Origin of the sequence: Micromonospora musae, assembly GCF_003626545.1 — a bacterium.
In the GTDB taxonomy this organism is placed as follows: domain Bacteria; phylum Actinomycetota; class Actinomycetes; order Mycobacteriales; family Micromonosporaceae; genus Micromonospora; species Micromonospora musae.
On the sequence record NZ_RAZS01000003.1, the window covers coordinates 541,198 to 553,346 of the forward strand.

Consider the following 12,149-nt stretch of genomic DNA (forward strand, 5'->3'; position numbering starts at 1 on the left):
ATGTCCACCGCCACCCCGACGCTCATCGACGCCGCCGTCGACATCACCGACCTGACGGTCCGGTTCGAGTCCAAGCGGTCCCGGACCACCGCCGTGACGAACGTCAGCCTGCGGGCCGAGCCCGGCGAATTCGTCACCATCGTCGGCCCCTCCGGCTGCGGGAAGTCCACCCTGCTCAAGGTCGTCGCCGGGCTGGTGCCACCCACCGGCGGCGCCGTCAGCCTGCTCGGCCGGGCCGTCCGCCGCCCCCAGCAGGACATCGGCTTCGTGTTCCAGCGACCGGCCCTGCTCGAGTGGCGCAGCGTACGCAAGAACATCCTGCTCCAGGCCGAGATGCGCGGCCTGGACCGGTCGGCGGCCGCCCGCCGGGCCGACGAGCTGATCGAGCTCACCGGCCTGACCGGCTTCGAGAAGGCACTGCCGCACGAGCTCTCGGGCGGCATGCAGCAACGGGTGGCGCTCTGCCGCGCCCTGCTGCACCAGCCGCCCGTGCTGCTCATGGACGAGCCGTTCGGCGCGCTCGACGCGTTGACCCGCGAACAGCTCAACACCGAGCTGAACCGCATCTGGCGCGACACGGGCACCACCGTCCTGCTGGTCACCCACTCCATCGCCGAGGCGGTCTTCCTCGGCACCCGCGTCGAGGTGATGAGCCCCCGGCCGGGCCGGATCGTCCGCACCTTCCCGGTCGACATCCCACCGGAGCGTGACTACGCGCAGGTCATGTCGGACGAGCGGTTCGACCGCCTCGCCACGCAGATCCGCGGACTGCTCGGCGCGGGCGCCAACCACTGACCGATCCGAAAGGCGAGCCGATGACCGGTCACCGCGCCGCGCCGTCCGCACCCCTGCCCGGCGGGGTCGGCGTGTCCCGACTCTGCGTCTACGACACCGTCGCGCCCGACGGCGAGATCGGCGGCACACCGCACCTGCACCTCTGCTGCGCCGAGGCGTACGTGGTGGTGGCCGGCGCCGGGCTGGTGCAGACCCTCACCCTCGACGGGTACCGTGAGACCCCGCTGCGCCCCGGCGCGGTCGTCTGGTTCGACCCGGGCACCATCCACCGGCTCGTCAACCACGGCAACCTGCAGATCGTGGTCCTCATGCAGAACAGTGGCCTGCCGGAGGCGGGGGACGCGGTGCTGACCCTTCCACCGGAGCACCTCACCGACCCGGCCGGCTACGCGGCGGCCACCGCGCTGCCCGGCGGGGGAGCACCCGGCACCGACCTGGCCGCGGCGCACGCCCGCCGTGATCTCGCCGTACGCGGATTCCACCGACTACGCGCGGCCGCGAGCAGCGGCGACCTCGCTCCGCTGCGCGAGTTCCACTCCGCCGCCGTCCGCCTGGTGCGACCCTTCGTCGACACCTGGCGGGAGCGGTGGTTGCGGGGCGCGCTGGGCACGGCCACCGGGACCGGCCGGCAGCTCGACGCGCTGGCCCGCGGCGAGGCGCCGCACCTGGCCGACGCGGCGGTCCATGAGTTCGCCGGGCCGCACGAGCGGGGCCGACACGGCATGTGCGGGCTGCTCGACACCTACCCGGCGGGCTGACCCGCGCCGACCCGACCCGCCCGCGCCGGTCGAGCCGGTGCGCGGCGACTGTCCGACCGGGCCGCTACTGTGCCGATCATGAGCGCCACTCATGGTGAACCCCGGGCCGACTCCGCGCTGGATCCCTCCGCTGCCCGGATCCGCGAGATGGGCACGGCGGCGGTGGAGTGGGCCGCCGCCTACCACGAGTCGATCCGCGACCTGCCCATCGCGCCCCGGGTCTCCGCCGCCGAACTCAACCGGCGGCTGGCCGAGCCGCTGCCGGTCGACGGCCGAGACTTCGCCGAGCTGCTCGACGTCTTCCGCGACGTGATCGTGCCGGGCAGCCGGCACAACGGTCATCCGCGCTTCTTCGGCTACGTGTCGGCGCCGGGCACCGCGGTCGCCGCCGTCGCGGACCTGCTCGCGTCGACCTTGAACGCGAACCTGCCCGCGTGGCGCTCGGCGCCGGCCCCCACCGAGCTGGAACACGTCACGATCGGCTGGATCGGGGAGGCGCTCGGCTGTGACCCGGGCGCCGGTGGACTCTTCACCAGCGGTGGGTCGATGGCCAACCTCACGGCGCTCGCCGCCGCCCGGCACCGGCACTGCGGCGACGCGGTCGCCATCCACGGCGCGGGCGCGCACCCCGCGCCGCTACGCGTCTACGCCTCCACCGAGACCCACCACTCGGTGCACAAGGCGGCGGCGCTGCTCGGCATCGGGCGCGCCAACGTGCGGGAGATCCCGGTCGACGCCGGCTTCCGGATGGACGTCGACGCGCTCGTCGAGGCCGTCGAGCAGGACCGGGCGGCGGGCCTGGAGCCGTTCTGCGTGGTGGCGAACGCGGGCACCGTCGTCACCGGCGCCGTCGACCCGCTGCGTGAGGTCGCGGCCGTCGCCCGCCGGTACGGGCTCTGGATGCACGTCGACGCCGCCTACGGCGGATTCGCCCGGCTGGCCCCGTCGGCCCGTCCGCTCTTCGACGGCCTGGCGGAGGCCGACTCGATAGCCCTCGACCCGCACAAGTGGCTCTACCTGCCCGCCGACTGCGGCTGTCTCATCTACCGTGATCCCGAGGCCGCGCGGGCCGCCTTCCGGCTGGACGCCGACTACACCCGGGTCACCCAGACCGAGCCGGCCGAGGCCTTCGCGTTCTGGGACTACGGCCCCGACCTGTCGCGGCGGTTCCGGGCGCTCAAGGTCTGGATGCTGCTGGCCCACGCCGGGTCGCGGGCGCTCGGCGAGGCGATCGAGGGCAACCTCGACTGCGCTCGCCACCTGGGCGAACTCGTCGACGCGAGCGACGAGTTCGAGCTGCTGGCCCCGGTCGGGCTCTCCATCGTCTGCTTCCGCTACCTGCCGCGAACGATGCGGGACGAGCCACGGTCCGATGCGGACGAGCAGCGACTGGACCGCCTCAACGAGCGGATCATGGTCGCGCTGCAACAGGGCGGCAGCTCCTACCTCTCCAACGCCTCCGTCGCCGGCCGCTTCGCGCTGCGTGGCTGCGTGCTGAACTACCGGACGACCCGTCGGGACATGGAGATCCTGCTCGACGACGTCCGGCGGGCCGCGAGACAGGTGCTCGACGCCGAGGAGTGAGCCGGCCGACCACCCGTTTTGGTGCGGATTCGCCGGGCACGCTCAGTGGTCGGACAGCCATCGAGGAAGGTCTTGCGCGGACTTCGTATACAACATACGCTCCCCGAATCGCCCACGTGAGGAGCTCTCAAATGACGAACCTCCCCTTCCGCGAACCGAGCCTGCCCAGGCTCCGTCCACTCCGGGCCGCACTGGCGGCGGTCCTCGTGGCGTGCACCGTCGCGGCCTGCTCGCCGGTGTCGGAGAGTGGAGGCGACCCGGGCTCGGACGCGAACCAATCCGCCGGCCAGGACTCCTTCGGCTCACCGGCGGACCCCAACGCAGTGCGCGACGGCGGCAACCTGGTCATCGCCCTCTCGGCAGAGCCGGACGCGCTCGACCCGACCCTGTCGCGCAGCCTCTACTCCCGCTACGTCTTCCAGGCCATGTGCCAGAAGCTCTACGACGTGGACGAGAAGGCCCAGGTCGTACCCCAGCTCGCCACCGCTCTGCCCACCACCAGCAGCGACGGGAAGAGCGTGACCATCCCGCTGCGCGAGAACGTGCGCTTCGCGGACGGCACGCAGCTCGACGCCGCGGCCGTGAAGGCCACCATCGAGCGGCACCTGAGCAACGCCCGCTCGGCCCGCAAGAGCGAACTCGGCCCGATCGAGGCCGTCGACACCCCGGACGCCCACACCGTGGTCATCCGCCTGGCGCAGCCGTTCGCGCCCCTGGTCGGCGCGCTCGCCGACCGCGCCGGCATGATCATGAGCCCGAAGGCGCTGCAGAGCCTCGGCGACGACTTCGCCTCCGCGCCGGTCTGCGTCGGCCCCTTCAAGTTCGGCAAGCGGGTGCCCCAGAACTCCATCGAGGTCGTGCGGGACCCGAACTTCTACGACGCCGCGAAGGTCCACCTCGACGGCATCACGTGGCGCATCCTCAGCGACGCGAGCATCCGCGCCGCCAACCTGCGCTCCGGTGACGCCCAGGTCGCCGACAGCGTCTCCACCCAGGACGTCGCGGCGCTGCAGGGAGAGTCCTCGCTGACCGTGCTGCAGTCCCAGTCCCTCGGCTACCAGGGACTCACCTTCAACATCGGCAACGTCGACGGCCTCGGCACCGCGCCCAAGCCCATCAACCGGCCCATCGCGCAGAACGCGAAGGTCCGGCAGGCGTTCGAGCACGCGCTGGACCGGAAGGCGCTGGTACAGGCGGTCTTCAACGGCATCCACGCCGAAGCCTGCTCACCCATCTCGCCCGCGAGCCCGTTCTCGTCCCCCGAGGCGCAGAACTGCCCCGCGCACGACCCCGCCAAGGCGAAGCAGCTGCTCGCCGAGGCCGGCGTGCAGACCCCGTACCCGGTGACGATGCTCGCGTCGAACACGCCCGACACGCTGCGCCTCGCGCAGGCCCTGCAGTCGATGGTCAAGGAGGGCGGCTTCGACCTGAAGATCAACCCGGTGGAGTACTCCTCCCTCCTCGACGAGCAGGACCGCGGCAACTTCGAGCTGCTGCAGCTGGGTTGGAGCGGACGCATCGACCCGGACGCCAACATCACCAACTTCGTCGGCACCCGGGCCAGCCAGAACGTCGCCGGCTACAGCAACCCCCAGCTCGACGGCCTGCTGACCCAGGCCCGCCAGGCCAGCGACATCGAGGAGCGCAAGAAGCTGTACGGGCAGGCGGTGACGCTCCTCCAGCAGGACGACGCGCTCATCTACATGTACCGGCAGCGCAACCTCACCGCCTTCTCCAACAAGATCCAGGGACTGCAGGTCTTCCCCGACGGCGTGATCCGCGCGGCCTTCGCCGGATTCACCAAGTAGGTCGACCATGGCCCGGTATCTGATCACGCGCGCCTGGCAGTCCGCGCTGACCCTGCTCCTGTCGACCGTCGTGGTGTTCTTCGGCGTGCGCGCCCTCCCCGGCGACCCGGCGCTCGCGCTGGCCGGGGAGGACCGCTCACCCGAGGCGCTGGAGGCGATCCGGCACCACTACGGGCTGGACCAGCCGCTGCCGCTCCAGTTCGCCCAGTACGTGGGACGCATGGCCCAGGGTGACTTCGGGGAGTCGATCCGGACCGGGATACCGGTGTCCTCGATGCTCACCACCGCCCTGCCCGTGACGGCCGAACTCGCCGTCCTCGCCATCCTCATCGCCGCCGCGCTCGGTGTCGGCGCCGGGGTGCTCGCGGCCGTGCGCCGCGGGCACCCCGCGGAGTGGCTGGCCAACGGACTGGCTCTGATCGGGCTCTCGGTGCCGCACTTCTGGCTCGGACTGCTCGCGATCCTCTACCTCTCCGTGGCGACGGGGCTCTTCCCCGCCTCCGGATTCGTGCCGCTGCTGGACGACCCGGTGGACAACCTGCACCACCTCATCCTGCCCGCCGTCATCCTCGGCACCGGCCTCGCCGCCATCATCATGCGGCAGACCAGGTCGGCGATGCTGGACTCGCTCTCGTCCGACTACGTGCGTACGGCGAAGGCGAAGGGTCTGCGGCCGCGCGCCGTGATCACGCGGCACGCCCTGCGCAACAGCCTCATCGTGGTCGTGACGATCGTGGGCCTCCAGCTCGGCGGGCTCATCTCGGGCGCGGTCGTCACCGAGCAGATCTTCGGGCTTCCGGGCTTCGGCAAGATGACGATCGACGCGGTGTTCCAGCGGGACTACCCGGTGATCCAGGCCGTCGTCCTGCTCACCGCGACCGCCTACATCCTCATCAACTTCCTCGTCGACCTGCTCTACTCCGTCATCGATCCCCGAATCCGAGTGACGGGGGACCCGGCATGACCGTACTGACCGTTCCGACCGCCGACGCCGTACCGGCGGGCCTCAGCCGACGCACCCGGATCCTCCGCCGGCTGCGCCGAAACCCGCTCGCCGTCGCGAGCTTCATCGTCCTCGCGCTCGCCGCCGTCGCCGCCCTGCTCTCGCCCTGGCTCGCCCCGTACGCGGTCGAGCAGACCGATTTCGCCCGCACGTTCGCACCACCGGGAACACCCGGGCACCTGCTGGGGACCGACGACCTCGGCCGCGACGTCCTGTCCCGCATCATGCTGGGGGCGCGCGCCTCGCTCCAGGTGGCGATCCTGGCGGTGGCCACGTCACTGGTGATCGGCGTGCCCCTCGGGCTCGCCGCCGGATACTTCCGGGCGTGGGACGCGGTCATCTCGCGCTTCACCGACCTGCTCCTCGCCTTTCCGTTCCTGATCATGGCGGTGGGGTTGGCGGCGATCCGCGGCGCCAGCCTCACCAACGCGGCCGTGGCGGTCGGGATCGCGCAGATCCCGGGCGTGATCCGGGTGGTGCGCTCGGACACCCTGCGGCTCAAGTCGCTGGACTTCGTCGCCGCCGCCGTGGTGGACGGCGCCAGCGACCTGTGGGTGCTCGCCCGGCACATCCTGCCCAACGCGACGTCCGTGATCCTGGTGCAGGCCACGGTGGCGATCCCCGCCGCGATCCTCGGCGAGGCCGTGCTCTCGTTCCTCGGTCTCGGCATCCAGCCACCGGATCCCAGCCTCGGCACCATGCTCGCCACCGCCCAGCAGTTCGCCGCCCGCGCACCGTGGGCCGCCGTCCTGCCGGGTGTGGTGATCATGGGTCTGGCGCTGGCGTTCAACGTCTTCGGTGACGCCCTGCGGGACGCCCTCGACCCGAAGGGGGACCGGCGATGACCACCACCGGACAGCTCGGTGACCCACCCGCGCCGGGGGCACCGGCGCTGGAGCTGCGCGACCTGTCGGTCACCTTCCGCACCGAGGGCGGGATCGTCTCGGCGGTCGACCGGGTGAGCCTGGACCTCGCCCCAGGGGAGATCGTCGGCATGGTGGGCGAATCGGGGTGCGGAAAGAGCGTCACGGCGATGAGCATCGCCGGCCTGCTCCCCGAGAGCGCCCGGATCAGCGGCTCGATCCGGCTGCAGGGCACCGAGCTCGTCGGGGCCCGCGACTCCGTGCTGCGTCGGGTACGTGGCAAGGAGATCGCGTACATCTTCCAGGAGCCGATGAGCTCGTTGAACCCCGTGCTGACCGTGGGTCGGCAGATCACCGAGGTCCTCCAGGTCCACGAACGGATGTCCCGCCGCGCCGCCCGGGCCCGCGCCGTCGAGCTGCTGACCCTGGTCGGCATCCCGTCGCCGGCGACCCGGGTCGACAACTACCCGCACCAACTCTCCGGCGGGATGCGCCAACGCGTGATGATCGCGATGGCGGTGGCCTGCGGCCCGAAGGTGCTGGTGGCCGACGAGCCCACCACCGCGCTCGACGTCACCGTGCAGGCCGGCATCCTCCAGGTGCTGCGGGACCTGCGTGACCGGCTCGGCACGAGCATCCTCATCATCACGCACGACCTCGGGGTGATCGCCGACGTCGCGGACCGAGTCGTCGTCATGTACGCGGGCCGGGTGGTGGAGCGGGCGCAGGTCACCGACCTGTTCGCGCATCCCCACCACCGCTACACGGCGGGACTCCTGTCGGCGTCGCCGACGCCCGGTGTGCACGCCGGCACCCAACGCCTGCAGGAGATCCCCGGCCTGGTCCCCGTCCTGTCGACCCAGCCCGACGCCTGCACCTTCGCCGACCGCTGCCCCGCGGCGGACGCGCGGTGCCGCGACGCCGCACCGCCCCTCGCCGCGGTCGCCGCGGCCACGGACCACCTCGCGGCGTGCTGGCACCCCTGCCCGATACCGCGGACACAGCCGGAGGAGGCGAGCGCATGACGCCGCAACCGAACGCCCTCGAGCTGGACGACCTCGTCATGCACTTCGGCCCCGTACGCGCGGTGGACGGCGTGTCGCTGCGCATTCCGCGCGGCCGGGTCACGGCGCTGGTGGGGGAGAGCGGATCCGGGAAGTCGACGGTGGGCCGCTGTGTGGTGCGGCTCGTGGAGCCGACGGCGGGCACGGTGCGGATCGCCGGAACGGACGTCACCCACCTGACCCGGCGGCAGCTGCGCCGGCACCGCAGCGACGTGTCGATCGTCTTCCAGGATCCCGCCGGATCGCTGGACCCACGGATGCTGGTCGGCGACATCGTGGCCGAGCCGCTGCGGCTCTCCGGTCGGCGGCTGTCGGGACGAGACCGGCAGGCCCGCGTCGCCGCCGAGCTGGGCCGGGTGGGCCTGCGCGCCGAGGTGGCCCGCCGGTACCCGCACGAGCTCTCCGGCGGCCAACGCCAGCGGGTCAGCATCGCCCGGGCATTGATCTCCGAGCCGAACCTGCTCATCGCGGACGAACCCACGAGCGCGCTCGACGTCTCCGTGCAGGCGTCCGTGCTCAACCTCCTCGCCGATCTGCAGCGGGACATCGGCTTCGCCTGCCTCTTCATCACCCACGACCTCTCCGCCGTCGAGTACCTCGCGGACGACATCGCCGTCATGTACCTCGGCCAGCTCGTCGAGCAGGGCTCCCGCGAGCAGATATTCACCCGACCCGCCCACCCGTACACCCAGGCACTGCTGGCCGCCGCCCCGCTGGCCGATCCGGTGCGTCAGCGGCAGCGCCAGCCGGTGCTGCTCGGTGACGACCTGCCGTCCGCGCTGGATCCGCCCTCCGGCTGCCGCTTCCGCACCCGGTGCCCGCTAGCGTTCGACCGGTGCGCGAGCGAGACGCCCGCGCAGGTCGAGTACGGCGGCGGCATGGCCGCGTGCCACCTGGTCCAACCGGACGGCACCCGACCAGACGTCCGCGCCGCAGATTCGAGTGAGGTCCTGTCATGACGTTCACCACCAGACCCACGCTGCAGGGGACCTTCGGGATGGTCTCCTCGACGCACTGGCTCGCCAGCCAGGCGGCCATGGGAATCCTCGAACGCGGCGGCAACGCCTTCGACGCCGCGGTCACCGCCGGGTTCGTCCTGCACCTCGTGGAACCCCACCTGAACGGGCCGGGCGGCGAGGTGCCCGCCATCGTGGCGACGGCCCAGGACCCCACGCCGAAGGTGCTGTGCGGGCAGGGGCCCGCCCCGGCCGGCGCGACCATCGCGCACTTCCGGTCCCTGGGGATGGAGCTCATCCCCGGCTCCGGCCCGCTCGCCGCGGCCGTGCCCGGCGCCGTGGACGCCTGGCTCCTGCTGCTGCGTGACCACGGCACGCTCCCGCTGGCGGAGGTGCTGGACCCGGCGATCGGCTACGCCACCGCCGGCCACCCGCTCGTCGCCCGGGTCGGCGACACCGTGGCGGCCGTGCGGAAGCTCTTCGAGGAGCACTGGCCCACCTCCGCGCAGCTCTGGCTGCGGGAGGGCCGGCCGCCGGCCGCGGGCGAGCTCTTCACCAACCCGGCGTACGCCCGGACGCTGCGCGGGCTGCTCGACGCCGCCGCGGCGGCCGGCTCGGACCGGGAGGCGCAGATCGAGGCCGCGCGCCGGGCCTGGCGGGAGGGGTTCGTCGCCGAGGCCGTCGACGCCTTCAGCCGGCGACCGTTCCAGGACTCCAGCGGCGCTCCCCACGCCGGTCTGGTGACCGGGGCGGACCTGGCCGCGTACTCGGCGACCTGGGAGGAGCCGGCCACCCTCGACTGGCACGGCCACACGGTGGCGAAGACCGGTTTCTGGGGGCAGGGCCCGGTGCTGCTGCAGACCCTGTCGATCCTCGACGCGCTCGACGATCCGCAGGCGTACGACCCGTCGACCGCGGCCGGCATCCACGCCCAGGCGGAGGCGCTCAAGCTCGCCTTCGCCGACCGTGAGGCGTGGTACGGCGACGGCGGCGACGTGCCCGCGAAGACGCTCCTGTCCCGGGAGTACGCCCGGGAGCGGGCCGCCCTGATCGGGCAGCGCGCGTCGACCGAGCTGCGGCCGGGGCGTCCGGACGGGGCCGAGCCGCGGCTGTCGGCTCACGCCCGACGGGGCGCCGGGCCGCTGGTGGACGCGACCGACGCCACGACGGGTGAGCCGACGGTCAAGTCGGACGGCGTCACCCGGGGCGACACCTGCCACGTCGACGTGGTCGACCGCTGGGGCAACATGATCTCCGCGACGCCGAGCGGTGGGTGGCTGCAGAGCTCACCGACCATTCCGGAGCTCGGCTTCCCCCTCGGCAGCCGCCTCCAGATGTTCTGGCTCGAGGAGGGGCTCGCCTCCTCGCTCGCGCCGGGACGCCGTCCGCGTACCACGTTGAGCCCGACCCTCGTGTACCGCGACGGCGAGCCGGTCATGGCGTGCGGCACGCCCGGCGGGGACCAGCAGGACCAGTGGCAGCTGCTCTTCCTGCTGCGTCACCTCGCCGGCGGGGCGTCGCTGCAGGAGGCGATCGACGCGCCCGCCTGGCACACGACGAGCATTCCCGCGTCGTTCTATCCGCGCGGAACGGAGCCCGGCGTGCTGGTGGTGGAGGACCGCCTCGACGAGGAGACGCTGGCGACGCTGCGGGGGTACGGGCACGAGGTGCGGCTCTCCGACCCGTGGAGCCTGGGGCGGCTCTGCGCGGTGACCCGTGACCCGGACACCGGCGTCCTCGCGGCGGGCGCGAACCCGCGCGGCGTGCAGGGCTACGCCTGCGGGCGGTGACGCCGAGGGCAGGTGTCGAAGTCCTCGGTCGAGTCGAGGACTTCGGCACACGCCCTAGCGGGCCTGGTAGCCGCCCTCGGCGTTCTCGTGCGCCGCCACGTAGGCGGCGCCGAGGTGGGCGAGGGCGGCCAGCTCGGCCCGATCCCCGTCGCCGGACTCGATCGCGTCGACCAGCTGGATGTGCTCGGCCCACGAGTGCGGGGCCCGCTCCGCGGCACCCAGCCGGAAGACCCACTGCACATGGAGGTACAGCGCCTTGGTGATCGACGACAGCCAGGGGTTGCCGCTGATCTGGAGGATCCGCAGGTGCAGGGCGCTGTTCAACTCGGCGACCCGGCGCAGGTCGTGCCGTTCGGTCGCCTCGTGGCCCTGGTCGAGCAGCTCCCGGAGGGCGGCCACGTCCGCCGCGGTGGCCCGTTCGGCCGCCAGCCGGGCGGCCAGCGCCTCCAGGCGCTCGCGGACGGCGAACATGTCCGCGACCGTCCCGCTGCTGGGGGAGGCGACCACCGCCCCGCGTCGGGGCAGGATCACGACGAACCCCTCGGCCTCCGCGACGCGCAACGCCTCCCGGACCGGGTTGCGGGAGACGCCGAAGTCCTCGGCCAACCGGTCCTCGGTGAGCCGTTCACCGGGAAGGTAGTCGCCGTTGATGATCGCGGTCCGCAGGGCGACGAGGACCTGGTCGCGTAGCGGCAGGTGTTGAGCACCGAGCTTGCCCCGCAGGTCTCCAGTCAAGCCGACCGCCTCTCATCAACGTCACGGCGAGTGTATACGAAGAACAATCTGTGAAGGGCGGCCGACAGTGTCGAGAACAGAGCAAGACGTCAACGGCTCCCGCGTCGCCACCGCGGCGCCCGGAGACCTCCTGCGGCGACGGCACGCCCTCGTCGTCGTACTCACCTTCCTGACCGGCAGCGCCGACGCCGTCGGCTTCCTCTCCCTCGGCGGCGCGTTCTCCAGCGTCATGACCGGCAACATGGTGCTGCTGGGCCTCTCGGCCGGCCGGGGCGACGCCGAACTCGCCGTCACCTCCGGCTGCGCCATTCTGAGCTTCATCGTCGGCGTCCTCGCGGGCGCCCGCCTCGCCGGCTCGGCCCAACCGGACGACCCGGTCTGGCCACGACAGGTCAACCGGGCGCTCACCCTCGAACTACTGGTCTTCGTCGTCTTCGTCGTCGTCTGGGAGCTCAACCTCCCCGAGCACTCGGAGCGCGTCGACCTCGTGCTGCTGATGCTGTCGGCGGCGGCGCTCGGCGTGCAGAGCAGCGCCATCCAGCGGTTCGGCGTACCCGGTCTCTCCTCCACGTACCTCACCGGCACCCTGACCAGCCTGATCGGCGGTGTCGCCGCGCGCAGCCCGTGGCACATGCTGCGGCCGAAGGCGCAGGTCCTGCTGGCCCTCATGGCCGGCGCTGCCGTCGGAGCGCTCGCCGCCCTGCACCTGACCGCGTTCGCGCCGGCGCTGCTGATCGTCCCGCTCCTGCTCGTCATCGCCGTCTCCGCGCGTTTCCCGCGCTAGGGCGTGTGT

The 12,149-nt window shown here is 72.5% G+C and carries 11 protein-coding genes; 10 read left to right on the plus strand and 1 reads right to left on the minus strand.

Annotation, left to right across the window (positions count from 1 at the left end):
• The 9 genes from D7147_RS10565 (at position 1) to D7147_RS10605 (ending at position 10,621) form a co-directional block, all read left to right on the plus strand.
• Positions 1 to 795, plus strand: a complete 795-nt coding sequence (locus tag D7147_RS10565; protein WP_120676194.1) for an ABC transporter ATP-binding protein — start codon at positions 1 to 3, stop codon at positions 793 to 795.
• Positions 796 to 815: 20 nt separating this feature from the next.
• Entirely contained in the window at positions 816 to 1,553 is a 738-nt protein-coding gene (locus tag D7147_RS10570) for a cupin domain-containing protein (RefSeq protein ID WP_120676196.1), read from the plus strand.
• Between the two features lie 78 nt (positions 1,554 to 1,631).
• Positions 1,632 to 3,137 carry a pyridoxal phosphate-dependent decarboxylase family protein gene (locus D7147_RS10575; protein ID WP_120676198.1) on the plus strand — a complete coding sequence of 502 codons (1,506 nt, stop codon included), beginning with the start codon at positions 1,632 to 1,634 and terminating at the stop codon, positions 3,135 to 3,137.
• 131 nt (positions 3,138 to 3,268) lie between these two features.
• On the plus strand, positions 3,269 to 4,945 hold the full coding sequence (locus tag D7147_RS10580; RefSeq protein ID WP_120676200.1) for an ABC transporter substrate-binding protein: 1,677 nt from the start codon (positions 3,269 to 3,271) through the stop codon (positions 4,943 to 4,945).
• Positions 4,946 to 4,952: 7 nt separating this feature from the next.
• On the plus strand, positions 4,953 to 5,909 hold the full coding sequence (locus D7147_RS10585; protein ID WP_120676202.1) for an ABC transporter permease: 957 nt from the start codon (positions 4,953 to 4,955) through the stop codon (positions 5,907 to 5,909).
• Positions 5,906 to 6,793, plus strand: coding sequence for an ABC transporter permease (locus tag D7147_RS10590; protein WP_120676204.1), 888 nt, complete (start codon positions 5,906 to 5,908; stop codon positions 6,791 to 6,793). Before D7147_RS10585 ends, D7147_RS10590 begins: the two co-directional genes overlap by 4 nt.
• Positions 6,790 to 7,836 (plus strand): ABC transporter ATP-binding protein, encoded by a 1,047-nt coding sequence (locus tag D7147_RS10595; RefSeq protein ID WP_120676206.1) that lies wholly within the window; start codon positions 6,790 to 6,792, stop codon positions 7,834 to 7,836. Before D7147_RS10590 ends, D7147_RS10595 begins: the two co-directional genes overlap by 4 nt.
• On the plus strand, positions 7,833 to 8,834 hold the full coding sequence (locus D7147_RS10600; RefSeq protein ID WP_120676209.1) for an ABC transporter ATP-binding protein: 1,002 nt from the start codon (positions 7,833 to 7,835) through the stop codon (positions 8,832 to 8,834). Before D7147_RS10595 ends, D7147_RS10600 begins: the two co-directional genes overlap by 4 nt.
• Complete coding sequence (locus D7147_RS10605; protein ID WP_120676211.1) at positions 8,831 to 10,621, plus strand: gamma-glutamyltransferase family protein; 1,791 nt, start codon at positions 8,831 to 8,833, stop codon at positions 10,619 to 10,621. Before D7147_RS10600 ends, D7147_RS10605 begins: the two co-directional genes overlap by 4 nt.
• 54 nt (positions 10,622 to 10,675) lie before the next feature.
• Here D7147_RS10605 and D7147_RS10610 read toward each other — a convergent pair whose 3' ends face one another.
• Entirely contained in the window at positions 10,676 to 11,356 is a 681-nt protein-coding gene (locus tag D7147_RS10610; RefSeq protein WP_120676213.1) for a GntR family transcriptional regulator, read from the minus strand.
• A 67-nt stretch (positions 11,357 to 11,423) separates the two neighbouring features.
• Here D7147_RS10610 and D7147_RS10615 point away from each other — a divergent pair, with 67 nt between their 5' ends.
• Positions 11,424 to 12,140, plus strand: a complete 717-nt coding sequence (locus D7147_RS10615; RefSeq protein WP_158609338.1) for a YoaK family protein — start codon at positions 11,424 to 11,426, stop codon at positions 12,138 to 12,140.
• Positions 12,141 to 12,149: the final 9 nt, after the last annotated feature.

Bases quoted from the DNA above. Each gene is read 5' to 3' on its own strand.
- D7147_RS10565 (WP_120676194.1), top strand. From the start codon at position 1: ATGTCCACCGCCACCCCGACGCTCATCGACGCCGCCGTCGACATCACC.
- D7147_RS10570 (WP_120676196.1), top strand. From the start codon at position 816: ATGACCGGTCACCGCGCCGCGCCGTCCGCACCCCTGCCCGGCGGGGTC.
- D7147_RS10575 (WP_120676198.1), top strand. From the start codon at position 1,632: ATGAGCGCCACTCATGGTGAACCCCGGGCCGACTCCGCGCTGGATCCC.
- D7147_RS10580 (WP_120676200.1), top strand. From the start codon at position 3,269: ATGACGAACCTCCCCTTCCGCGAACCGAGCCTGCCCAGGCTCCGTCCA.
- D7147_RS10585 (WP_120676202.1), top strand. From the start codon at position 4,953: ATGGCCCGGTATCTGATCACGCGCGCCTGGCAGTCCGCGCTGACCCTG.
- D7147_RS10590 (WP_120676204.1), top strand. From the start codon at position 5,906: ATGACCGTACTGACCGTTCCGACCGCCGACGCCGTACCGGCGGGCCTC.
- D7147_RS10595 (WP_120676206.1), top strand. From the start codon at position 6,790: ATGACCACCACCGGACAGCTCGGTGACCCACCCGCGCCGGGGGCACCG.
- D7147_RS10600 (WP_120676209.1), top strand. From the start codon at position 7,833: ATGACGCCGCAACCGAACGCCCTCGAGCTGGACGACCTCGTCATGCAC.
- D7147_RS10605 (WP_120676211.1), top strand. From the start codon at position 8,831: ATGACGTTCACCACCAGACCCACGCTGCAGGGGACCTTCGGGATGGTC.